Here is a 22,219-nt window from a genome sequence, read left to right as displayed (position 1 = left end):
GTAGCGCGCTTGGCCAAGCTTGGCCAAGCGTTCGTCAGTTGGTAGCCGGTCGTCAGTTGATCATGCCCGCGCCGACGGTGACGCCGGTGGCTTCGTCGATCAGGATGAACGAACCGGTGGTCCGGTTGCGTTCGTAGGAGTCGACCAGCAGCGGCTGGGTGACCCGGAACTGGATCCGGCCGATCTCGTTCAGGTTGAGTTCGTCGACCTCGAGGTCACGGTGCAGGGTGTTCACGTCCAGCCGGTACTGGATGTCCTTGACCATGGTCCGAGCGGTCCGGGTGGTGTGCTTGATCATCAGCTTCTGCCGCGGCTTCAGCGGCGTGTTGATCATCCAGCAGACCATTGCGTCGATGTCCTGGGTCTGCCGCGGCATGTTCTTGGTCCGGCAGATCATGTCGCCGCGGGACACGTCGACGTCGTCGGCCAGCCGGACCACCACCGACATCGGGGAGAACGCCTCGTCCAGCTCACGATCGAACATGTCGATCGCTTCGATGGTGGAGGTCATGCCGCTGGGCAGCACCATCACCTCATCGCCGGGCTTCAGCACACCGCCGGCCACCTGACCGGCATAGCCGCGGTAGTCGTGGTACTGATCGGACTTCGGCCGGATCACCGATTGCACGGGGAACCGGACATCGCGAAGATCGCGATCGGAGGCGATGTGCAGATGTTCCAGGTGATGCATCAGCGACGGGCCGTCGTACCACGCCATGTTCTGCGACCGGGTGACCACGTTGTCGCCCTGCAGCGCAGAGATCGGGATCACTTGCAGGTCAGGGATGTTGAGCCGGGAGGCGAAGGTGGTGAACTCGGAGTCGATCTTGTCGAAGACCGCCTGATCGTAGTCGACCAGGTCCATCTTGTTCACCGCCAGCACCAGGTGCGGCACCCGCAGCAGGGACAGCAGCACCGCGTGCCGCCGGGACTGCTCGGTCAACCCCTGGCGGGCATCGACCAGCACCAGACCAAGATCAGCAGTGGACGCGCCGGTCACCATGTTCCGGGTGTACTGCACATGCCCCGGGGTGTCGGCGATGATGAATTTCCGCTTCGGGGTGGCGAAGTAGCGGTAGGCGACATCGATCGTGATGCCCTGCTCCCGCTCCGACCGCAGCCCGTCGGTGAGCAACGCCAGGTCGGTGTAGTCATATCCCCGGGACTGGCTGGTCGCCTCGACGGCCTCCAGTTGATCTTCGAAGATCGCCTTGGAGTCCAGCAACAGTCGCCCGATCAGCGTGGACTTGCCGTCGTCGACCGAGCCGGCCGTGGCAAAGCGCAGCAGATCGGCTTCGGACTCAATCAGCTCGGTCATCAGAAGTAACCTTCCTTCTTCCGGTCCTCCATCGCTGCCTCGGAGAACCGGTCGTCCCCACGGGTCGCGCCGCGTTCGGTGACGCGGGCGATCGCGATCTCGTCGATGATCTTGCTCAACGTGTCGGCTTCGGACTCCACACAGCCGGTCAACGTCATGTCCCCGACCGTGCGGAACCGAACGGTCTTCTCCACCACGCTCTCGCCGTCCTTGGGCTGGACGTAGTTTGACTCCGACAGCAACATGCCGTCCCGCGGGATCACCCGCCGCCGGTGCGCGAAGTAGATCGACGGGATCTCGATCTGCTCCCGGGCGATGTAGTGCCAGATGTCCAGCTCGGTCCAGTTGGACAGCGGGAAGACCCGCATGTGCTCGCCCTCGTGCAGCTTGCCGTTGTACAGCGCCCACAACTCGGGCCGCTGATTCTTCGGATCCCACTGACCGAACTCGTCGCGGTGGGAGTAGATCCGCTCCTTGGCGCGGGCCTTCTCCTCGTCCCGCCGACCGCCACCGAACGCCGCGGTGAAGCCCTCGGCCTCGATCGCGTTCAACAGGGTGCCGATCTGCAGCCGGTTCCGGCTGGTCTTGCCGTCATCCACCACGATGCCGTCGGCGATCGCTTCCTCCACCGAAGCAACAATCAGCCGGACACCGAGCCGATTCACCCAGTTGGTCCGGGTCTCCAACACCTCGGGGAAGTCGTAGCCGGTATCGACCTGCAACACCGGGAACGGCAGCTTGGCCGGGAAGAACGCCTTCTCCGCCAGCCGCATCATCACGATCGAATCCTTGCCGCCGGAGAACATCAGCACAGGCTTCTCGAACTCGGCGGCGGCCTCACGGAAGATGTGGATCGACTCCGCCTCCAGCTCATCCAGTTGGCTGAGCCGATAATCACTTCGGGTCGGTCGTGAGGTCGGTGAAGACGGTGCTGACATCAGTTCGTATTGCTCCCCTGATCAGGCTCCCGCGGTCACGGGATTGGATGACAGGACGTTCGGCGGCTGCCTCGGCGCTCCAGCGAGCGTACCGGACCGAGTGACGATTCCCGGTAGGCGACCAGGAGACGGGACTGGCTCGGTCGCGGAAGGATTTCAGTCGAAGGACCCTACGAGTGCCGGACGTTGACCGAAACCGGATCGGACTCGTTCCACAACCGGTCCAGGGCGGTCACCACGTAGGTCGAGCCGTCACCACCGTGTGCACCGGACGTCCGGCCCTCAGCTTCCGGGCGGACGTCGGCCCAGCGCATCCCGTTGCGGACGCCCTCGGCCGCAACCACGGCGGCCAGATAGGTCGCGTCGGCGAGTCGCGGGTCGCCGCGCCGGATCGGCCGATGGGTCAGCGGCAGCCGGTAGATCGCGTACCGGGCCACGTCCTTGTCACCGGAGACCACCCTGAGCTCGACCCCGCTGCTGCTGCGCACTGCGTTCAGATTGCGCCGACCGACCGGATCGGGCGGGGTGTCGTCGATCCACGGCATCGGCGGCACCAGAGCCGGCCGGCTGTACCAGGTCTTCTCCATCCGGGTCATGCCGCCGAGCGGATCGTCACGGACATAGGGAATGGAGAAGTACACATTGCCGACGACCTCCTCGGAGCGGGAGTCGTGCAGCAGGTGGTTGCTCATCTCTTCGGGGTCGGCCCAGGTCGGCTGGGCGGGATCGCCGATCTTGTAGGCGGCCTCGCCGATGTAGAGCGAGATGTCGCGGCCGCGGACCTGGTCACACCACCAGTCGACCACCGTGTCGTACGGGGCGACGGTGAAGCTCTGCGCCCAGTAGACCTGCGGGCAGATGTAGTCCAACCAGCCCTGCTGCACCCAGTGCCGGGTGTCGGCGTAGATCGTGTCGTAGGACTGCGAACCGGTGGTGTCCGACCCGGCGGGATCGGTCGCCGCATTGCGCCAGATCGCAAACGGCGAGATGCCGAACTTGACGTGCGGCTTGGCCTGCTTGATCCGCTCGGCCATCTCACGGACCAGGGTGTTGACGTTCTCCCGGCGCCAGTCGGCCAACTCCAGGTCACCGCCGTAGCGGGCGTAGGCGTCGGCGTCGTCGAAGGTCTGCCCGTCCACCGGGTAGGGGTAGAAGTAGTCGTCGAAGTGCACCGCGTCGATGTCGTAGCGCTTGACTGCGACCATGATGGCGTCCTCGACCCACTGCCTGGCCTCCGGCAGCCCGGGATTGAAGTACTTCGCACCGGCGTAGGCGACCGCCCACTCGGGATGGGTGACCGACGGGTGGTTCGGGGCGGTGTTGTGATTCTGGCCGGCGCGGACCAGCTGGTACGGGTTGAACCAGGCGTGCAGCTCCAGGCCGCGCTGATGGGCGGCCGAGACGGCGAACCCGAGCGGGTCGTAGCCGGGATCCTCGCCCTGGGTACCGGTCAGATAGGCCGACCAGGGCTCCAACGGCGAGTCGTACAACACCTGGGCGGCGCTGCGTACCTGGAGCATCACGGCGTTGTAGCCGCGATCGACGGCCAGGTCGAACCACGCATTCAGCTCCAGTTGCTGCTGCTCCGCGGTCAGACCCGGCTTGCTCGGCCAGTTGAGGTTGACCACCGTCGCGATCCACAACCCACGCAGCTGCCGCTTCGGACGGTACGGATCGGTGTGCCGGCGCACCGGCTCGGCGGCGGCCAACAGCCCTCCCGAGCCCAGCCCGCCGGACCCCACTCCACCGGCCACTGCGGCGGCGGCCAGGCCACCGGCCGCGGCAACCATCACAGTTCGACGAGTCGGCATCGGTCCTCACTCCTGCGGACAGCTCGGGATGGGCGGTAGCCAGCTCCCGCCACGATTCGTCCCCCAGTCTGGCAGCACCGAGGCCATTCCGCGCTGGGATCGGGTATCCATACTCTGACACCAGGGATCTGGACCCCGATCGGTGGGTGATGATCACCATCGGACATCGACTCCGACTCGCCCGGCCGGGCCACCCCGTTCCGCCGGCCCGATTCGGGTTAGATGATCATGATCGGATGGGCCGGCGGGCAATCGGCATCCGGCAAGGCGCCAGCTACCGGTGAGACGAGGGGGCGAGCAGGTAACCATGAGGTCGGCCCGACGACGCGCGCTACGTGCCAATGCGGTCGGCTATGCCTTGCTGGCGCCGAGCCTGGTCGGTGTCGGCTTGTTCCTGATCGTGCCGGTGTTCGTCGCGATCGCGGTCAGCTTCCAGTCCTGGAACATCATCACGGCCCCGACCTGGCTCGGCCCGGACAACTACCTCTCGGTTCTCACCGACCCCGATGTCTGGCACTCCTTCGGAGTCACGGTGCAGTACACGGTGCTGGTGATCCCGACCCAGACACTGCTGGGACTCGGCCTGGCGGTGTTGCTGTCCAAGCGACTGCCGGGTTCGCCGGTGTTCCGGGTGATCTTCGCGCTGCCCTGGATCTGCGCGCCACTCACCCTCGGCGTGGTCTGGAAGTGGATCTTCGCACCCACCGACGGCGCGCTGAATGCGATCCTCGGCACCCGGATCGCCTGGTTGTCGGACTTCGCGACCGCTCTGCCCGCGGTGTCCTTCGTCAGCGTCTGGACCCAGGTCGGCTACGTCGCCCTGTTCTACCTGGCCGGCCTGACCGGCGTACCCGCCGACATCCAGGACGCGGCCCGGGTCGACGGCGCCACCGAGCTCGGGGTCTTCTGGCGGATCACGATGCCGCTGCTCCGGCCGACGACGTTCTTCGTGCTGGCCACCAGCATCATCTCCTCCTTCCAGGTCTTCGACACCGTGTACGCGATGACCAGCGGCGGTCCGGGAGCACCCGGCCGGACCGATGTGATCGCGCACCGCATCTACAATCTCGCCTTCGAACGGCTCGACCTGGGCAAGGCCTCGGCGCTGTCGGTGTTGCTGATGCTGGTGTTGATCACCGTCACCGTCATCCAGCAGGTCTACTTCCGCCGCCGGATCACCTACGACGTGGTGAACTGATCATGAGTACTGAAGCGGTCTCTGGTGCTCGCGCCCGTCGCGCCCGTCTCGGTGGTCGGGGTGGTCGCCGAGTTCTCAGCACGCTGGCGATCTACGCAGTGTTGATCTTCGGAGCGGTGCTGATCGTCGGCCCGTTCCTGCTCAGCTTCGGCACCGCCCTGAAGTCTCCCCGACAATTCGCCACCAGCTCCGCGCTGACGCCGCCGGCGCCGCTCACCGCTCAGAACTTCAGCCGGCTGTTCGGTGCCGAGCACAATTTCATCTCGCCGATCGCGGTCACCGTCCAGGTGACCGTGGTGATCCTGGTGGTCCAGCTCGGCTGCTCGATCCTGGCCGCGTACGCCTTCGCCCGGCTGCGGTTCTGGGGTCGGGACGTGATCTTCTGGGCCTACCTGGCGACCATGATGATCCCCAGCGTGACCACCATCGTGCCGCTGTACGGGATGCTCACCGCCGCCGGGCTGCGGAACACCTTCTGGGCGTTGGTGCTGCCCACCCTGTTCGGTTCGCCGTACGCGATCTTCCTGCTCCGGGAGTATTTCCGTTCGGTGCCGGCAGACCTGGAGGCAGCGGCCCGGATCGACGGCTGCGGCACCCTGCGTGTCCTCTGGTACGTGGTGCTGCCCTATTCCCGCCCGATCATCGCTACCCTGACCGTGATCACCGTCGTCACGCAGTGGAACAACTTCCTGTGGCCCCGGGTGATCACCACCGGCAACGATTGGGCGGTGTTGACCGTGGCCACTGCCGCCCTGCAGAGCCAGTACAACGGCAATTGGACGCTGGTGATGGCCGCCACCACCATCGCGTTGTTGCCGCTGTTGTTGATCTACCTGATCTTCCAGCGTCAGATCACGAATTCGATCGCGATCGGCGGTTTCAAATGATGTACGAGATCAAGAAAGGTGCCCGGCCATGACCAAGCCGCAGCTCTCCCCCGTCCGTGCGCAGACCTTCGGGCGCAGGCACGCCCTCGGCCTGCTCGGTGCCGGTGCCGGGACGGCGTTCCTGGCTGCCTGCTCCCCCAACCAGCAGGCCGAGAAGGGGTCCGGCGCCGGCAGTGGCGGCGCCAAGACGACGGTCGGCTTCCGGCTCTGGGACGAGAAGGTCGCCGAGGCCTACCAGCGGTCGTTCGCCGCCTTCAGCAAGGACAACCCCGACATCACCGTCAAGATCAACGTCGTCCCCTGGGCCAACTACTGGGAGCAGTTGCCGATCGACGTCGGCGGCGGCACGGTGGACGACCTGTTCTGGACCAACTCGACCAACTTCACCCAGTACGCCGACGCCGGCAAGATCACCGACATCGCAACCCTGCTCGGCGAGGCGGACGACGATTGGCAACAGTCGCTGGTCGAGCAGTACACCTACAAGGACAAGCTCTGGGCGGTTCCGCAGGTCGCCGACGCCAACGGCATCTTCTACAACAAGACGATGCTGGACGAGGCCGGCGTCGACCCGACCAAGCTGACCTGGCGGCCGGGTGGCGGTTCGGGTGACACCCTGCTGCCGGCGCTGAAGAAGCTGACCAAGGACAGCACCGGCAAGTCCGCGGACGATTCCGGCTTCAACCCGAAGAAGCTGAAGGTCTACGGGCACAATGCGGCGTACGACCTGCAGGGCATCTACTTCCCGTTCTTGGCTTCCAACGGTGGCAAGTGGCAGGCCGACGGCTCGAACAAGTTCGTCTTCGGCAGCGATCAGAAGACCGTGCAGGCGTTCCAGTACCTGATCGATCTGATCAACAAGCATCACGTCGCACCGTCGGCCGCCGACACCAACGACAACGGCGATTTCAGCCGTGATCAGTTCCTGCAGGGCAACCTGGCGATCTTCGAGTCCGGCACCTACAACCTGTCCAACGTCGCCGACGGCACCAAGTTCGAGTGGGGCGTCACCGCCAACCCCGCCGGCCCGGCCGGAAGCTACGGCGTCGCCAGCGGTGTCGGGCTGGTCGCCAGCTCGGCGACCAAGAACACCGACGCGGTGAAGAAGGTGCTGAAGTGGCTGGGGTCGGAGGACGGCAACGCCTACATCGGTGAGTCCGGTAGCGCGCTGCCCGCCGTCACCAGCGCCCAGGAAGCCTGGGTCGAGCACTGGAAGGGCAAGGGCATCGACGTCCAGCCGTTCGTCGATGCCGCCGCCGGCAAGACGATCCAGGCACCGAAGGGAACCGGCGGCTCGGGCTCCCAGGACTACTACGAGCCGATCCTGAAGGAGATCTTCCTCGGCCGCACCCCGGTGAAGTCCGGACTGGCCAAGGCCGAGAAGGGCGCCAACGCAGCCATCGGCAAGTAGTCGTCGTCTCGTCCGTGGAACCCGACCGGTCAGCGTTTCAGCAGGTCGATGATCTCGGCGGTGCTGCCGGTCTCGCCGAGCCGCGGAAAGATCCGCTCGAGACTGTGCCGATGGGATTCGGCGGACATGTCGGTCATCGCATCGGTGGCCAGGGTGACGTGGTAGCCGTGCTCATGCGCAGCGCGGGCCGTCGACTCGACCCCGATGCTGGTGGCGATACCGGCGAGCACGACCTGGGTGATCCCACGGCGGCGCAACTGGACGTCCAGATCGGTGCCGTGGAAGGCACCCCAGTTGCGTTTGGTGACGATCAGGTCGTCACCGGTGAGCAGTTCGGGGACGATCTCGTCCCAGCCGGGCGCGGGTGTCGTCCGGCTGCCGGCCTGCTCGGTCCGACCGGGGGCCATGTCGGAGCCGTCAGCGGCGAAACTCACCCGGACCAGCACGACCGGCAGATCGCGGCTGCGGAATGCCGCTGCCAGGTCCGCCGATCGGGCGACCACGTCACGACCGGAATACGGTTCGGTCGAAGCCCCGGCGATCCCGTGTTGCAGATCGATGATCACCAGTGCGGTGCGCTCGTCGAGTGTTGTCAATGCCATCAGTTGTTTCCTTCGTTGGTGGTGCTTGATCGGGACTCCGGCTGCGCTGCCGGTGCCGGGCAGTTGTCGGCGCCGATCCGGCGCAGTGACCGGTCGGTGATGCTCAAGATCAGGAACAGCGCGGCGAAAATGATCATGAACGTGGCGAGCTCGTGCATCGATGCCGAGTCAGCGCGTGGTTTGAGGAAGGCGCCCTGTGCAGCCGAAGCGACCATCGAGCCGAGGTAGACGAAGGTCCGCATCAGACCGGCCGAGGAAGCGATCCGGCGCGGATCGGCCTGGTAATAGACCGCGTTCTGATTGGCCAGTCCGGTCAGCCCCTGGGAGACTCCGGCGACGGCCGTCACCACCAGCAGCAGCCAGTACGGTGTACCGCCGCCGAGCATGATCATCACCGCACAGGCGATCAGTTGCGCGATCGCCCCGACCATCAGCTTGGCGCGGACCGCCTGCCGACGACCGGTGATCAGTGAGATGACGATCGCCATTCCGGACAGCGGCAGCAGCGCCAGCCCGGCCGGGGTCGGCGCCAGCTGCCGGCCGTCCTCCAACCATTGGGTGAATCCGTACAGCAGGCCGTAGCTGACCGTCGCGGTCAACAACGCGCGCAGGTAGGTGAGCACCAGGGGCGGATTTCCGGCGAGCACCCGGAGATCGATGAACGGTTCCGCTGCCCGCAGCTCACGGATGCCGAATCCGACCGCAGCCAACCCGGCGATCACCGGCAGGTACCACCGGTCCGGCCGGATATCGATCAGGAAGATCATCAACGGCACCACGACCGCGGCGAACGCGAGGATGCCGACGACATCGATGTGCACCGCCGGCCGGGTGGCCGACGCCTCGCGACGCGGCAGCCGCCGGCTACCGATGACCAGGCAGGCGACCGCCAGCGGCACGTTGATCGCAAAGGTGGCCCGCCAGCCACCGAGGGCCATCAACAGGCCGCCGAGGGTCGGGCCGATCGCCATCACGGTCTGACTGGACAGCGCCAACAGGGTCAGCACGACCTGCGGACTGTCCTGACCGGTTCGCCGATTCTCCCGACGGATCAGGTGCATCGAGGCCGGATACCCGGCGCAGGTGCCGAATCCGAGCAGCACCCGCGCGGCGATCAGCACACCGAGCGACGGGGCGAACATCCCCATCACCCCGGCCACCCCGACCATGGCCGAACCGATCAGATAGAGCGGCCGTGGCCCGAAGGCGTCGACCAACTTGCCGAACAACGGCTGTCCGACCGCGGTCGCCAGGTACAACGCCGACACCAACCAGGTCGTTTCCGCGGGCGGCGCACCGAAGGCCATCCCGATCGGAATCAGTGACACCGCGATGATCGAGGAGTTGATCGGATTCAGCATCGCCCCGAGCAACATCGGCGGAATCAGCCGCCGGTCGAAGGATGCGGCTCTTGCAGGCGTGACGCTCACACCTCTCATTAGGTATATTAACGACTTCGTTCGTTATGCTAATGACTTGTGAGTGGCGAGACAAGCAACACCGCACGGTCGGCTGAGGCCGACCTGAGGGAACTACGCCAGGAGGTGGCGACCGCGGTCGTCCGGCTCTACCGCCGCTTCCGATCCGACCGGATCGACGGCGACCTCGGCGATGCCGCGATCACCGTGCTCACGATCCTGGTGAAGGACGGACCACAGACATTGCGGGAGCTGAGTGACCAGGAGCGGGTCACGCCGGCGTCGATGAGTCAGACGGTGAATCGGCTGACCGCGGCCGGCTACGCCGTCCGCGGACCCGACCCGCACGACGGCCGCAAGGTCCGGTTCAGCACGACGCCGGCCGGCGATGCACTGGTCGCCGAGGACCGCAGCCGTCGCCACAACTGGTTCCTGTCCCACCTCAGCGAACTCTCCCCCGCCGACCGCAAGGCACTGGCCCGAGCAGCCAGCATCCTCCGCGAGATCGCCGACGGCGACTGAGCGTTCGCGTGACCGCGCGACCAACAGTCGGTGAACGCCGGCCCGGCAGTGTCCGCTTCTGCCGCAAACGGTTGCCAAGCTCGTTGCCGCGGGCCAGACTTCAGCCGTGAGCCTTGAGCAGCCACTGTTCCGCTTCGGCCTGATCGCCGATGTCCAGTACGCAGACGACGAACCGGATATCGCTCTCGATCGGCACTTCCGGGCATCACCGGGCAAGTTGTCGGCCGCCATCGCCGAATTCGAGCGGCACCAGGTGTCCTTCGCGATCCACCTCGGAGATCTGATCGATCATGATCTGGCGAATGCCGCGCCGATCCTGGAGCTGATGGACGCATCGTCGGTCGAGTTCCGCCAGGTGCTCGGCAATCACGATTTCAGCACTCACCGGTCGGACACCGTCAACGACCAACAGACGGTCTGCCGGGCGTTCGGCATGGCGGAGCCGTACTACGCCTTCGATCTGCCGGGCTGGCGTTTCCTGGTGCTCGACACCAATCAGGTCGGGGTGATCGCGACGGCTCCGGGGACGCCCGCCCGGGAGGACGGTGATCGACTCCTGCAGCGACTGCGTGCCGCAGGTCGGCCGAACGCCAATCCGTGGAACGGCACCATCGGTCCGGCTCAGAGGGACTGGTTGGCCGACCAGCTCACCGACGCCGAGCACCGCGGCCTGCGCGCCATGATCTTCGCCCACCACCCGGTCTTCCCCGATCACCACGACAACCTGCTCGATGATCAAGAACTCCGCGACTGGTTGGCAGACTTCGGGGCGCTCGCGGCCTGGGTCAACGGTCATCAGCACCAGGGCGGCTACGGCAGCTACCGGGGCGTGCACTACCTGACCCTCTCCGGCGTGCTCCAGACCGCCGACAGCAACGCCTATGCGATCGCCGAGGTGTATGCGGACCGGATCGAGATCACCGGCTACGACCGTGAGCCGTCGCGCACTCTCAAGATCACCGTGGCAGGCTGATGATCATGGCTCACCTGCGCTGCGACTTCTACTCCGACGCCCTCGGACTCAGCACCTCGATGACCGTGCTGCTTCCGCAACAGACTCGCACCCAGATCGGCATGGCTGGCACGGCATCCGACGCGCCGCCGCCGCTGCTGTACCTGCTGCACGGCCTCAGCGACGATGACACGACCTGGTTGCGCCGGACCTCGATCGAACGATACGCCGCACCCCTCGGCCTCGCGGTGGTGATGCCGCAGGTGCATCGCAGCTTCTATCACGACCAGGCCTACGGCGGCGCCTACCAGACCTTCCTCACCGAAGAGCTCCCGGCCCTGGTACACAGCATGTTCCGGGTCTCCGACCGTCCGGAGGACACCTTCGTCGCCGGGCTCTCGATGGGCGGCTACGGCGCACTGCACTGGGCACTGAGCAAGCCCGAACGCTTTGCCGCAGCAGCCAGTCTGTCCGGTGCGGTGAACATCACCGGACTGCGGACCAATCGACCCCGACCGGACGATCCGCGGATGTTCGAACGGATCTTCGGTGATCAACCGATCCCCGACTCGGCCGACCTGTTCGCGTTGCTGTCCTCGATCGACGTCGCCGAGTGTCCCGCGCTGTATGTCGGGTGCGGCACCGAGGACGCCCTGGAGCCGGACAACCGGAAGCTGGTCCGAGCCATCGAGGACGCCGGCCTGCCGGTCCGGACCTCCTTCGTCCCGGGGGAACACGAGTGGGGACTGTGGGACGCCGAGATCCGCCAGGTGCTGGAGTGGCTGCCGCTGCCAGCCGACTCGACAACCGAATCGACCGAGAGGTGAAGAACTGATGCCGCGAAGGATCCTGAGCACCGTGCTGTTGACTGCGCTGACCGTGACCACCGCCCTGAGCGCCGCGTCGCCGACCGCGGACGCCTCGACCGGACCGAGCCGAGTGGTCGACGTGATGACGTTCAACATCCATCACGCGGCCGGAACCGACGACGTCCTGTCCTTGGACCGGATCGCCTCGGTGATCACCTCATCCGGCGCCGACATCATCGGCCTGCAGGAGGTCGACAACCACTACTCCGAACGCAGCGAGTGGACCGACGAGGCGGCCGAGTTGGCCGAACGCACCGGCTTCCATGTCGTCTTCGGCGCCAACATCGACAACGACCCGCCCGCCGGCAGCACCGATCGGATCCAGTACGGGACCGCGATCCTGTCCCGCTACCCGATCGTCGCCTCGGACAACACCCACCTCTTCCGCAGCCCTGATCAGGAGCAGCGCGGCCTGCTGCACGCCACCATCGACGTCCGCGGCCGGCAACTCGACTTCTACAACACCCATCTGTCGGCAAGCTCACAACTGGACCGGCAGCAGCAGGCCGAGCAGATCGTCGACCTGATCGGCAGCGACGACCCGGCGATCCTGACCGGCGACCTGAACGCCGAGCCGGACGATCCCGAGCTGAAGCCGTTGACCACCGCCTACATCGACAGTTGGACCGCGGCCGGCAAGGGTGATGGTTGGACCCACCCGTCCGAAGCACCGACCAAGCGGATCGACTTCATCCTCGGCACCGACGCGGTCAACCCGGTGCGGACCCGGGTGCTGGACAACACACCGGAAGCCTCGGACCATCTGCCGGTGATCTCCCGGATCGTCCTGGGATGATCACCGGTCAAGATCATCGACACTGAGTGTCCGAACCGAGTTGGTCGTCGCCAGATGGATCGGCCACACCGTCAGCCGGAGCGCGCCGCTGCTGCGGGCCGAGGAGCAGGCGGCGATCAGTGGATTGGCCCAGCGCCGGTCCTGATCGGTGACCGATCCGGTCCCCGGCCGGGACAGCGCCAACGCGACGCTGGCCGCGCCCATCTCGGCGGTGCGATCGATGATCCAGATCAGATTGTCCAACCACGACTGATCGAAGCTCGGCCGCAGGTTGCCGATCGGCATCACGGCCGGCAGCTGTCGGCCGTGGGCATCGAACCACATCATCCATAGCGTGCTGCCGCCGAATCCTCCGGCGCCCATCATCGAGCGCCACCGTTGTCTCAGCGCCTCGGTGGTCCGCACCGGCGGCGCAACCCGCGGATCCTGCAGCGGCAGGATCGGGTCGTCTTCCAGTAATGGTTCGGTCATACCAGGTGATCTTGGACCTCCGAGCCCGCTCCGACGTCGGGTTGTCCACAGGCTCGCAGCGCAGCCGACCGTCGGCTGCCCTGCGCAGCGCGTCGGCGTGCAGCGGTAGACTGGCGGCGTCCGGCCGCGACGACGACGTCGCCGCCGTTGCTCGAAAAATGGGCAATAGAGATCCGACAGCGGTTTCCTCAAGACATATACGGCCACCACACCGTCGTCTTCGGAGGAATGCATCATGCCGACCGTTTCCGCCACTGTCGCCCGGACCTTGACGCCGTACCTGTCGCACTGCTTCGGCGTGATGGGCAACGGCAACGCCTATCTGCTGGACGCGCTGGCCGACACCGACATCGGCTACGTGCCGGTCCGGCACGAGGTGGCCGGCGTCGTCGCTGCCGACGCCTACTATCGGGCGTCGGCACGGATCGCCGCCGCTACGGCGACCTACGGCCCCGGATTCACCAACACCCTGACTGCGCTGGCCGAAGCGGTGCAGGCTCACACCCCGCTGCTGCTGATCGTCGGCGACCGGCCGAGCAGCGGGCCGCGGCCCTGGGACGTCGACCAGCCAGGGCTCGCCGCAGCCGTCGGGGCAGCGACCTTCACCGTCGACGCCGACGATCCCGGCCGCATCACGATCGCCGCCCTGCAGCATGCGCTCGACGAGCGGACCGCCGTGGTGCTGGCGATCCCGTACGATCTCGCCGCTGCGCCGGTCGCGGCGACCACGCCGCCGACGTTGATCAGCCGGCAGCCGCCGGCACCGGACGCCAGATCGGTGACGTCCCTGCAGAGGTTGCTGAGCCGCGCCGAGCGGCCGCTGCTGCTTGCCGGCCGCGGGGCCTGGTTGTCCGATGCCGGCGAAGCCCTGACCGAGCTGGCCCACCGGATCGGTGCGCTGACCGCGACCAGTGCCGGCGGCGTCGGCATCTTCGACACCACACCGGACGGTCGGGATGCCGATCTCGGCATCTGCGGTGGCTTCGCCGACGACGACGCCGCGAAGTTGATCAACGCAGCCGACCTGGTGCTGGTCGCCGGTGCCGGGCTGAATCCGTTCACGATGCGGCACCAGACGGCGTTCGCCGAGGACGCCACGGTGGTACAGATCGACTGCGCGCCCACCGCGACCCACGAGCGAGTCGATCATTTCCTGCACGGCGACGTCCGCACCACCGTCGAGGCACTGCTGCCGCATCTCGATCCGGCTTCGGCACGTCAATGGCGGCAGCAAGCGGCGAACCGCGGTGATCATCGGCACCCCGGCACCGGCCTGGCTCCCGACGGGCTGCTGGATCCGCGGACCGTTGCCCATCGGCTGAACGGCGTCCTGCCCGCTGATCGGACCGTGGTCTCCGACGGCGGACACTTCATCGGCTGGGCGCCGACCTACTGGGACATCCCGTCACCCAACCGGTTGATCATGGTCGGCACGCAGTTCCAGTCGATCGGGCTCGGCCTGCCCAGCGCGGTCGGTGCCGGTGCCGCGCTGAGCGACAGCACGATCGTCCTGACCACCGGCGACGGCGGCGGGTTGATGGGCGCTGCCGACCTGGAGACCATGATCAGAACCGTCCGCCGCGGTGTCGTCGTGGTCTGGAACGACGGCTACTACGGCGCCGAGTTGCACCAGTACGGTTCCAAGGGTCTGCACACCGAGCCGATGCGGATCCCGACCGTCGACTTCGCCGGCGTGGGCCGTGCCCTCGGCGCCGAAGCGGCGGTGATCGCCGTACCCGATGATCTTGACCGGCTGCAGCAGTGGCTCGACTCCGGCGTCGACGGCGTCTTCGTCGCCGACTGCCGGATCTCGGCCCAGATCCGTGCGCCCTATATGCAGACCCAGCTGTCGATCACCGCTCGCTCCGGCCGCTGACAAGCCCGCGCTATCGGCCAATGCCCTCCGCGAGGGTTCCGTCCTCCTCGGACTCGATGCTCAGATCGATCCCCTGCCGATCCCTCAGCAACAGCGTCGCGGTCAGGCCGATCACCGTCATGATCAACAGATAGAACGAGACCGCCTGCGTCGTGTGGAATCGCTGCACCAGCGCGGTCGAGATGGTCGGGGCGAATGCGCCACCGACAATCGCACCGATCGCGTACGAGACGGCGACACCGGAGAAGCGGATCGAGGCCGGAAAGATCTCGGCGTACCAGGCCGGCTGCGGACCGTAGGTCAGGCCGAGTCCGATGCTGAGCAGTCCGAGGCCGACGAACAGCCAACCGATGCTGCCGGTGTTGATCAACCAGAACAGCGGGAAGACGACGATCAGCTGACTGATCCAGCCGATCAGGTAGGTGATCCGACGGCCGATGGCGTCGGCCAGGAATCCCGCCAGCACGGTGAAGATCAGCCACAGCGCGGCCGAGCCACTGACCGCCAGCAGCACCGAGGTCTTGTCCAGACCGAGCACACCGCCTTCGGCCTTCGGCGTGCTGGCGTAGTTCAGGACATAGCCGCCGGTGGTCATGTAGCCGACCGCATTGTTACCGGCGAACACCAACGCGGCAAGGATCACCAGTCGCCAGTGCCGACGGAAGAGTTCGACCAGTGGCATCCGGGTCTGTTTACGCTGCTCGGCGATCTCGGTGAACACCGGCGATTCCGCAACGCTCCTGCGCACGATGTAGCCGACGATGATCAACACGAAGCTGAGCAGGAACGGCACCCGCCAGCCCCACGCCGCGAACGCGGCGCCCGGAGCGATCACGCCGGTCATCAGGGCCAGGATTCCCGACGCAGCCAACATCCCGATCGGCACGCCGAGCTGGGGAAACATCCCGTAGCGTCCGCGCTTGCCGTCCGGTGCATGCTCGACCGCCATCAGCACCGCACCACCCCACTCGCCGCCGGCGGAGACGCCTTGCAGGATGCGCAGGACGATCAGCAGTACCGGAGCCAGCACGCCGATGGTGGCGTAGGTGGGCAACAGTCCGATCAGCGTCGTCGCCAGCCCCATGCAGAGCAGCGTCAACACCAGCATCAGTTTGCGGCCGACCCGGTCGCCGAAGTGCCCGGCCAACGCCGCGCCGAGCGGACGGAACAGGAACGAGATGCCGACCGTGGCGAAGGACAGCAGGATCGACAGCTGTGGCCCGGCCGGTTTGAAGAACAATGATTGGAACACCAAGCCGGCAGCATTGGCATAGATGAAGAAGTCGTACCACTCGATCGTGGTTCCGACGACGGTGGCGACGGCGACCCGGCGTCGCTCGCGAGCAGACATCCTGACTCCCTTGTCGAGGCTGGTTCCTGCGGATGATATACGATCGCTTCATGGAGCACACCGCGGTGCGTGAGCTGACCGACGTTCTTCCCGGCCGCCCGGGCAAGATCATCGCCGTCCACCTGAACTATCCGTCGCGTGCTGCCCAGCGTGGTCGGACTCCGAAGCTGCCCTCCTATTTCCTGAAGCCGCCGTCGTCGGTGATCACCGACGGCTCGCCGATCGAGCGCCCGGCGGGCACCGAACTGCTCGCCTTCGAGGGCGAGATCGCGTTGATCATCGGCCGGACGGTCCGCCGGGTCGAGCCCGATCAGGCCTGGTCGGTCGTGGCCGGGGTCACCGCGGCCAACGACTTCGGCGTCTACGACCTGCGTTACGCCGACAAGGGATCCAACCTGCGCTCCAAGGGCGGCGACGGCTTCACCCCGCTCGGACCGGCGGTGATCGACGCGGCGGACATCGCCGTCGACGGACTGCGGATCCGGACCTGGGTGAACGGCGAGCTCGCCCAGTCCGACAGCACGGCCACCCTGCTCTTCGGCTTCGACCGACTGATCGCCGACCTCTCCCAGTTGATCACCCTCGAGGCCGGCGACGTCATCCTCACCGGTACCCCGGCGGGGTCCTCGGTGGTGCAGCCCGGTGATCTCGTCGAGGTGGAGGTGGACGCGCCGGACCATCCTCGACAGCCGAGCACCGGCCGGTTGCGGACGCCGGTCATCCAGGGCGAGACGCCGCTGGCCGACTTCGGCGCCCGACCTCAGGTCGACGACCGGCAACGCGCCGAGGCCTGGGGACACAGCGAACCGGTCTTCACCCTGACCGACGACCTCCGCGACAAGATCAACTCCGTCGGCACGGCGACGCTCAGCTCACAACTGCGCAAGCGTGGACTCAACAACGTCTCGATCGACGGCGTCCGCCCCACCCATCCCGGCCAACGGCTGCTCGGCACCGCCAGGACACTCCGGTTCATCCCCCACCGGGAAGATCTGTTCGACCGGCACGGCGGCGGCTTCAACGCGCAGAAGCAGGCCTTCGACACCCTCGGCCACGGTGAGGTGTTGATCATCGAGGCCCGCGGCGAGACCGGCACCGGCACCGTCGGCGACATCCTGGCCAAGCGGGCCGAGGTCAGAGGTGCCGCAGGCATCGTCACCGACGGCAGCGTCCGGGATCTCGCCGCCGTGTCCGAGTTGGCGATCCAGGTCTACTGTGGTGGGGCCCATCCCGCCGTCCTCGGCCGACGCCACGTGCCGTGGGAGACCGACGCCACGGTCGGCTGCGGCGGCACCGCAGTGCAACCCGGCGACGTCATCGTCGGCGATGACGACGGGGTGCTGGTGATCCCACCGACGTTGATCATCGAGATCACCGAGGCCGCCGTCGAACAGGAACGCCAGGAGCGATTCATCGCCGAACAGGTGGCCGCCGGTGAGAGCGTCGACGGCCTCTACCCGATGAATGCGTCCTGGAAGCAGCGCTACGCCGGATGGTCGGAGGACTGATGATCAGCCCGGTCGACACATCGGCCGCCTCGAAGGCGGAGCTGGCGCACCGCTGGATCACCGAGCGGATCGCCGATCGGACCTACCGGCCCGGCCACCGGCTCGTCCTCGCGCCGATCGCCGCCGAGCTCGGCATCTCGGTGGTCCCGGTCCGGGAGGCGATCCGGCTGCTGGAGGCGGAGGGGTTGGTCACCTTCACCCGTAACATCGGCGCCCAGGTGGCAGTCATCGATCCGGACCGCTACACCGATGCGATGGAGACCCTCGGCATCCTGGAAGCTGCGGCCACCGCCCTGGCCGCGCCGCTGCTGGACCGCGAGGATGTCGAGCGCGCCCGCCGGATCAATGCCGAGATGATCAACAGTCTCCCCGATCCGTCGCATCCCGACGACTTCGTGCCGCACGACTTCACCGAACTCAATCTGCGTTTCCACACGGTGCTGTTCGAGCAATGCCCGAACGCCCAAGTGTTGGCCGACGTCCATCGCAGTTGGCAGCGACTGAACACGATCCGGGACTCCACCTTCGCCGTGGTGCCGGACCGTGCCCGGGAGTCGGTCGCCGAGCACGAGCGGCTGTTGATCATGATCGAGAACCGCAGCGATCCGTGGCAGATCGAGAGATCGGCGCGGGAGCACCGGCTGGCCACCCTGCACGCCTACCGGGACCACAACGCTCGGGCCCGGAGCGCCGAACCGACCGACGGAGGGACGAGATGAGCTACGGAGAAACGAGATGAGATTCAGGGGGACGAGATGAGATTCAGGCGCGATCCGGGAACCATCCGCGGATCGATCGCACCACTGATGACACCGTTCACCGCGACCGGCGAGGTCGATCACGCGAGTCTGGCCAACCTGGTCGGCTGGCAACTCGCCGCCGGGTCGCACGGCATCTCGATCGGCGGATCGACCGGCGAGCCGAGCGCCCAGAGTGTCGCCGAACGGGCAGCTGCGATCCGTACCGTGATCACCGCCGTCGATGATCGGGTGCCGGTTGTCCCCGGCACCGGGACGGCCAAGCTCGACGAAACCCTTGAGCTGACCGCGCTGGCCGCGGAGGCCGGGGCCGACGCCGCGTTGATCATCACGCCGTACTACGCCCGGCCGACCCAGGAGGCCTTGTACGTCTGGTATTCGACCGTCTGCCGGGAGTATCCCGAGCTGCCGATCATCGCCTACAACGTGCCCAGTCGGACCGCGGTCGACATTGCACCACAGACCGTCGCCCGGCTCTTCACCGAGCACGACAACTTCGTCGGGGTGAAGGAGACCACGAAGGACTTCGAACACTTCTCCCGGGTGTTGCAGCTGTGCGGCCGCGACCTGTTGGTCTGGTCCGGGATCGAGCTGCTCTGCCTGCCGCTGCTGGCCCTCGGCGGGGTCGGATTCCTCAGCGCAACCGCCAACATCGCACCGGCTGCCTGCGCCCAGCTCTACCAGGCCTGGACCGCCGGTGACCTGGAGACCGCGCAGCGGATCCACTACGGCCTGCATCCGTTGGTCGACCTGCTTTTCACCGAGACCAATCCGGCACCGGGCAAGTGGGTGCTGCAGCAACGCGGGCTGATCTCGTCCGATCACGTCCGGCCGCCGCTGATCACAGCGACCGAACAGGGAATCGCCACGATCACGAAGCTGATGGCCCAGGGCTCGGAGTACCTCACCCCCGTCGACGACACATTCCTGATCTCCGGGAGGCCGGCATGAAGCAATCCGCCAGACCCGACGACCTGCCGTCCACGATCCGGCACTACATCGCGGGCGCCTTCGCCGACAGCGTGTCCGGGCAGACGTTCGAGGTGCTGGACCCGGTCAGCAATACCGGCTACACGACTGCCGCCGCGGGCCAGCCCGAGGATGTCGACCGTGCCGTCGCCGCCGCTCGGACCGCGTTCGTCGACGGTCCGTGGCCCGGACTGGTTCCCCGTGCCCGCGCGACGATCCTGAACAGGATCGCCGACGGTATCGCCGCGCAGGACCGACGACTGGCGGAGCTGGAGTCCTTCGACACCGGATTGCCGATCACCCAGGCCCTCGGCCAGGCACAACGGGCCGCGGAGAACTTCCGCTTCTTCGCCGATCTGATCGTCGCCCAGGCCGACGACGCGTACCAGGTGCCGGGCAGGCAACTGAACTACGTCAACCGCAAACCGATCGGCGTCGCCGGCCTGATCACGCCGTGGAACACCCCGTTCATGCTGGAGAGCTGGAAGCTCGCCCCGGCTCTGGCGTCGGGGTGCACGGTGGTGCTGAAGCCGGCCGAGTTCACGCCGTTGTCGGCCGGCTTGTGGCCGCAGATCTTCGCCGACGCCGGCCTGCCGGACGGCGTGTTCAACCTGGTCAACGGGATCGGCGAGGAGGCGGGTGACGCCCTGGTCCGGCATCCGGACGTGCCACTGATCTCCTTCACCGGAGAGAGTGCGACCGGTGCGCTGATCTCGGCCAACGCGGCACCGCAGCTGAAGGGGCTGTCGATGGAGCTCGGCGGCAAGTCACCGGCCGTGATCTTCGACGATGCCGATCTTGAAGCCGCGCTCGACTCGACCTTGTTCGGAGTGTTCTCGCTGAACGGCGAACGCTGCACGGCCGGCAGCCGGATCCTGGTCCAGCGTTCGGTCTATGACGACTTCTGTGCCCGCTATGCCGACCGCGCGAGCAAGATCATCGTCGGCGATCCGTCCGATCCCGCCACCGAGGTCGGAGCGCTGGTCCATCCCGACCATGCCGCCAAGGTGCTGAGCTACATCGAGATCGGCCGTACCGAGGGCAGGCTGTTGGCCGGCGGTGGCCGTCCGGCGGAGCTGCCGGAGGGCAACTACGTGTCCCCCACCGTGTTCGCCGACGTCCCGCCGACCGCACGGATCTTCACCGAGGAGATCTTCGGCCCGGTGGTGGCGATCACCCCGTTCGAGGACGAAGCCGAAGCGCTGCAGTTGGCCAATGCCGTGGACTACGGGCTGGCTGCCTACGTCTGGACCCGCGACCTGGAACGGGCCCACAGCTTCGCCCAGCGGATCGAGGCAGGCATGGTCTGGCTGAACTCGCACAACGTCCGTGATCTGCGGACACCGTTCGGAGGGGTCAAGGCATCGGGTCTCGGACACGAGGGCGGCTACCGGTCCTTGGATTTCTACACCGACCAGCAGGCCGTGCACATCTCACTCGGCGCGGTCCACACGCCGCGATTCGGTGCCGGTTCCGAAGAATGAGGAGTGTGCGATGACAGCGCTGACATCGAACCTGACGGCACCGGACATCGTCCGCTGCGGCTATCTCGACCTGGTCGTCACCGATCTGGCGGCAGCCCGTGCCTTCTACGTCGACGTGCTCGGACTGGTGGTGACGGCGGAAAATGATCATGAGATCCAGTTGCGGACCTTCGAGGAGTTCATTCATCACAACCTGGTGCTCCGGCAGGGGCCGGTCGCCGCGGCGGCTGCGCTGGCGTTCCGGGTCCGGACTCCCGAGGACGTCGACCGCGCGGAAGCGTACTACTCCGATCTCGGTTGCCCGGTCCGACGGGACCGGAACGGCTTCGCCCGCGGTGTCGGCGACGCCGTCCGCGTGACCGATCCGCTCGGCTTCCCGTACGAGTTCTTCCACGCCGTCGACCATGTCGAGCGGCTGACCTGGGCCTACGACCGGATGCCGCCGGGTGCGCTGGTTCGGCTGGACCACTTCAACCAGGTCACCCCGGACGTACCGCGAGGCTGTGAATACCTGCAGGGATTGGGATTCGGCATCACCGAGGACATCCAGGACAGCGACGGCGTGGTGTATGCCGCCTGGCTGAACCGGAAGGCCACCGTGCACGACACCGCGCTGACCGGCGGCGCCGGCCCGCGTCTGCATCACATCGCCTTCGCCACCCATGAGAAGCACAACATCCTGGCGATCTGCGACAAGCTCGGTGCTCTGCGGCAATCGGATCGGATCGAACGAGGGCCCGGCCGGCACGGTGTCTCCAACGCCTTCTATCTCTATCTGCGCGACCCGGACGGCCATCGGGTGGAGATCTACACCCAGGACTACTACACCGGCGACCCGGACAACCCGAGGGTCAGCTGGGACGTGCACGACAACCAGCGTCGGGACTGGTGGGGCAACCCGGTGGTGCCGAGCTGGTACACCGAAGCCTCGCCGGTGCTGGACCTGGACGGCAACCCGCAGCCGGTCGTCGATCGCGACGAACCGTCCGAAATGGCTGTCACGGTCGGCGCCGACGGCTTCTCCTACACCCGATCGGAGGACCGGCAGCACGGATTCAAGCTCGGCGAGCAACTCTGAGT

Annotated in this window: 21 protein-coding genes; 14 read left to right on the top strand and 7 right to left on the bottom strand. The window is 66.7% G+C overall.

Annotated elements, in window-relative coordinates:
* Positions 1–52: 52 nt before the first annotated feature.
* The 3 genes from BLU38_RS25515 to BLU38_RS25505 all read right to left on the bottom strand — a co-directional run bounded on the left by BLU38_RS25515 (position 53) and on the right by BLU38_RS25505 (position 4,067).
* Entirely contained in the window at positions 53–1,318 is a 1,266-nt protein-coding gene (locus tag BLU38_RS25515) for a sulfate adenylyltransferase subunit 1 (protein WP_091528840.1), read from the bottom strand.
* A complete protein-coding gene (gene cysD, locus BLU38_RS25510) occupies positions 1,318–2,256 on the bottom strand; it encodes a sulfate adenylyltransferase subunit CysD (protein WP_091528836.1) in 939 nt (312 codons plus the stop codon). The genes BLU38_RS25515 and cysD overlap by 1 nt, the downstream gene beginning before the upstream one ends.
* A 170-nt stretch (positions 2,257–2,426) precedes the next feature.
* On the bottom strand, positions 2,427–4,067 hold the full coding sequence (locus tag BLU38_RS25505) for a glycoside hydrolase family 10 protein (RefSeq protein WP_091528833.1): 1,641 nt from the start codon (positions 4,065–4,067) through the stop codon (positions 2,427–2,429).
* 149 nt (positions 4,068–4,216) lie between these two features.
* Here BLU38_RS25505 and BLU38_RS32115 point away from each other — a divergent pair, with 149 nt between their 5' ends.
* The 4 genes from BLU38_RS32115 to BLU38_RS25490 are packed head-to-tail and all read left to right on the top strand — an operon-like array spanning position 4,217 to position 7,563.
* On the top strand, positions 4,217–4,351 hold the full coding sequence (locus BLU38_RS32115; RefSeq protein ID WP_269458139.1) for a hypothetical protein: 135 nt from the start codon (positions 4,217–4,219) through the stop codon (positions 4,349–4,351).
* 23 nt (positions 4,352–4,374) lie between these two features.
* On the top strand, positions 4,375–5,265 hold the full coding sequence (locus tag BLU38_RS25500) for a carbohydrate ABC transporter permease (protein ID WP_091528831.1): 891 nt from the start codon (positions 4,375–4,377) through the stop codon (positions 5,263–5,265).
* A gap of 2 nt (positions 5,266–5,267) precedes the next feature.
* Complete coding sequence (locus tag BLU38_RS25495; RefSeq protein WP_091528829.1) at positions 5,268–6,152, top strand: carbohydrate ABC transporter permease; 885 nt, start codon at positions 5,268–5,270, stop codon at positions 6,150–6,152.
* A gap of 28 nt (positions 6,153–6,180) precedes the next feature.
* The gene (locus BLU38_RS25490) at positions 6,181–7,563 is read left to right on the top strand and encodes an ABC transporter substrate-binding protein (RefSeq protein WP_091528826.1); all 1,383 of its coding nucleotides are present in this window, start codon (positions 6,181–6,183) and stop codon (positions 7,561–7,563) included.
* A gap of 29 nt (positions 7,564–7,592) precedes the next feature.
* Here BLU38_RS25490 and BLU38_RS25485 read toward each other — a convergent pair whose 3' ends face one another.
* Both BLU38_RS25485 and BLU38_RS25480 read right to left on the bottom strand, forming a co-directional pair.
* Entirely contained in the window at positions 7,593–8,165 is a 573-nt protein-coding gene (locus BLU38_RS25485; RefSeq protein ID WP_091528824.1) for an isochorismatase family protein, read from the bottom strand.
* Positions 8,165–9,595, bottom strand: a complete 1,431-nt coding sequence (locus BLU38_RS25480; RefSeq protein WP_197679860.1) for an MFS transporter — start codon at positions 9,593–9,595, stop codon at positions 8,165–8,167. The genes BLU38_RS25485 and BLU38_RS25480 overlap by 1 nt, the downstream gene beginning before the upstream one ends.
* A 48-nt stretch (positions 9,596–9,643) precedes the next feature.
* Here BLU38_RS25480 and BLU38_RS25475 point away from each other — a divergent pair, with 48 nt between their 5' ends.
* From BLU38_RS25475 to BLU38_RS25460, 4 genes are all read left to right on the top strand, one after another.
* Complete coding sequence (locus BLU38_RS25475) at positions 9,644–10,105, top strand: MarR family winged helix-turn-helix transcriptional regulator (protein WP_091528819.1); 462 nt, start codon at positions 9,644–9,646, stop codon at positions 10,103–10,105.
* A 106-nt stretch (positions 10,106–10,211) separates the two neighbouring features.
* Positions 10,212–11,078 (top strand): metallophosphoesterase, encoded by an 867-nt coding sequence (locus BLU38_RS25470; RefSeq protein WP_157683709.1) that lies wholly within the window; start codon positions 10,212–10,214, stop codon positions 11,076–11,078.
* The gene (locus BLU38_RS25465) at positions 11,078–11,884 is read left to right on the top strand and encodes an alpha/beta hydrolase (RefSeq protein ID WP_197679859.1); all 807 of its coding nucleotides are present in this window, start codon (positions 11,078–11,080) and stop codon (positions 11,882–11,884) included. The genes BLU38_RS25470 and BLU38_RS25465 overlap by 1 nt, the downstream gene beginning before the upstream one ends.
* Before the next feature lie 7 nt (positions 11,885–11,891).
* Entirely contained in the window at positions 11,892–12,722 is an 831-nt protein-coding gene (locus BLU38_RS25460) for an endonuclease/exonuclease/phosphatase family protein (protein WP_091528816.1), read from the top strand.
* On the opposite strand, the gene BLU38_RS25455 is transcribed toward BLU38_RS25460, so the two are convergent.
* Positions 12,723–13,193, bottom strand: coding sequence for a hypothetical protein (locus tag BLU38_RS25455; protein ID WP_091528814.1), 471 nt, complete (start codon positions 13,191–13,193; stop codon positions 12,723–12,725).
* Positions 13,194–13,428: 235 nt separating this feature from the next.
* Between BLU38_RS25455 and BLU38_RS25450 the strand changes: the two genes are divergently transcribed.
* Positions 13,429–15,069 (top strand): thiamine pyrophosphate-binding protein, encoded by a 1,641-nt coding sequence (locus tag BLU38_RS25450; protein ID WP_091528813.1) that lies wholly within the window; start codon positions 13,429–13,431, stop codon positions 15,067–15,069.
* Positions 15,070–15,079: 10 nt separating this feature from the next.
* Here BLU38_RS25450 and BLU38_RS25445 read toward each other — a convergent pair whose 3' ends face one another.
* Positions 15,080–16,420, bottom strand: a complete 1,341-nt coding sequence (locus BLU38_RS25445; protein ID WP_091528812.1) for an MFS transporter — start codon at positions 16,418–16,420, stop codon at positions 15,080–15,082.
* 50 nt (positions 16,421–16,470) lie between these two features.
* Between BLU38_RS25445 and BLU38_RS25440 the strand changes: the two genes are divergently transcribed.
* From BLU38_RS25440 to hpaD, 5 genes are read left to right on the top strand one after another with little or no spacing between them, the layout of a single operon-like run.
* Positions 16,471–17,928 carry a fumarylacetoacetate hydrolase family protein gene (locus BLU38_RS25440; RefSeq protein ID WP_091528811.1) on the top strand — a complete coding sequence of 486 codons (1,458 nt, stop codon included), beginning with the start codon at positions 16,471–16,473 and terminating at the stop codon, positions 17,926–17,928.
* On the top strand, positions 17,928–18,647 hold the full coding sequence (locus BLU38_RS25435) for a GntR family transcriptional regulator (RefSeq protein WP_231920036.1): 720 nt from the start codon (positions 17,928–17,930) through the stop codon (positions 18,645–18,647). Before BLU38_RS25440 ends, BLU38_RS25435 begins: the two co-directional genes overlap by 1 nt.
* Positions 18,648–18,683: 36 nt before the next feature.
* The gene (dapA, locus tag BLU38_RS25430) at positions 18,684–19,637 is read left to right on the top strand and encodes a 4-hydroxy-tetrahydrodipicolinate synthase (RefSeq protein WP_091528807.1); all 954 of its coding nucleotides are present in this window, start codon (positions 18,684–18,686) and stop codon (positions 19,635–19,637) included.
* Positions 19,634–21,139: a 5-carboxymethyl-2-hydroxymuconate semialdehyde dehydrogenase gene (gene hpaE, locus BLU38_RS25425; RefSeq protein ID WP_091528806.1), complete on the top strand. Its 1,506-nt coding sequence runs from the start codon at positions 19,634–19,636 to the stop codon at positions 21,137–21,139. Before dapA ends, hpaE begins: the two co-directional genes overlap by 4 nt.
* A gap of 10 nt (positions 21,140–21,149) precedes the next feature.
* Positions 21,150–22,217 (top strand): 3,4-dihydroxyphenylacetate 2,3-dioxygenase, encoded by a 1,068-nt coding sequence (gene hpaD, locus BLU38_RS25420; RefSeq protein WP_091528804.1) that lies wholly within the window; start codon positions 21,150–21,152, stop codon positions 22,215–22,217.
* Positions 22,218–22,219 lie beyond the last annotated feature (2 nt).

Source organism: Microlunatus soli (assembly GCF_900105385.1).
Classification (GTDB): Bacteria; Actinomycetota; Actinomycetes; order Propionibacteriales; family Propionibacteriaceae; genus Microlunatus; species Microlunatus soli.
Note: the sequence above shows the minus strand (reverse complement) of the source record. Positions and strands in the feature narration are given on the sequence as shown.

Coding starts and splice junctions, on each gene's coding strand:
- BLU38_RS25515 (WP_091528840.1), bottom strand. CDS start 1,318: ATGACCGAGCTGATTGAGTCCGAAGCCGATCTGCTGCGCTTTGCCACG.
- cysD (WP_091528836.1), bottom strand. CDS start 2,256: ATGTCAGCACCGTCTTCACCGACCTCACGACCGACCCGAAGTGATTAT.
- BLU38_RS25505 (WP_091528833.1), bottom strand. CDS start 4,067: ATGCCGACTCGTCGAACTGTGATGGTTGCCGCGGCCGGTGGCCTGGCC.
- BLU38_RS32115 (WP_269458139.1), top strand. CDS start 4,217: ATGATCACCATCGGACATCGACTCCGACTCGCCCGGCCGGGCCACCCC.
- BLU38_RS25500 (WP_091528831.1), top strand. CDS start 4,375: ATGAGGTCGGCCCGACGACGCGCGCTACGTGCCAATGCGGTCGGCTAT.
- BLU38_RS25495 (WP_091528829.1), top strand. CDS start 5,268: ATGAGTACTGAAGCGGTCTCTGGTGCTCGCGCCCGTCGCGCCCGTCTC.
- BLU38_RS25490 (WP_091528826.1), top strand. CDS start 6,181: ATGACCAAGCCGCAGCTCTCCCCCGTCCGTGCGCAGACCTTCGGGCGC.
- BLU38_RS25485 (WP_091528824.1), bottom strand. CDS start 8,165: ATGGCATTGACAACACTCGACGAGCGCACCGCACTGGTGATCATCGAT.
- BLU38_RS25465 (WP_197679859.1), top strand. CDS start 11,078: ATGATCATGGCTCACCTGCGCTGCGACTTCTACTCCGACGCCCTCGGA.
- BLU38_RS25460 (WP_091528816.1), top strand. CDS start 11,892: ATGCCGCGAAGGATCCTGAGCACCGTGCTGTTGACTGCGCTGACCGTG.
- BLU38_RS25455 (WP_091528814.1), bottom strand. CDS start 13,193: ATGACCGAACCATTACTGGAAGACGACCCGATCCTGCCGCTGCAGGAT.
- BLU38_RS25450 (WP_091528813.1), top strand. CDS start 13,429: ATGCCGACCGTTTCCGCCACTGTCGCCCGGACCTTGACGCCGTACCTG.
- BLU38_RS25445 (WP_091528812.1), bottom strand. CDS start 16,420: ATGTCTGCTCGCGAGCGACGCCGGGTCGCCGTCGCCACCGTCGTCGGA.
- BLU38_RS25440 (WP_091528811.1), top strand. CDS start 16,471: ATGGAGCACACCGCGGTGCGTGAGCTGACCGACGTTCTTCCCGGCCGC.
- BLU38_RS25435 (WP_231920036.1), top strand. CDS start 17,928: ATGATCAGCCCGGTCGACACATCGGCCGCCTCGAAGGCGGAGCTGGCG.
- dapA (WP_091528807.1), top strand. CDS start 18,684: ATGAGATTCAGGCGCGATCCGGGAACCATCCGCGGATCGATCGCACCA.
- hpaE (WP_091528806.1), top strand. CDS start 19,634: ATGAAGCAATCCGCCAGACCCGACGACCTGCCGTCCACGATCCGGCAC.
- hpaD (WP_091528804.1), top strand. CDS start 21,150: ATGACAGCGCTGACATCGAACCTGACGGCACCGGACATCGTCCGCTGC.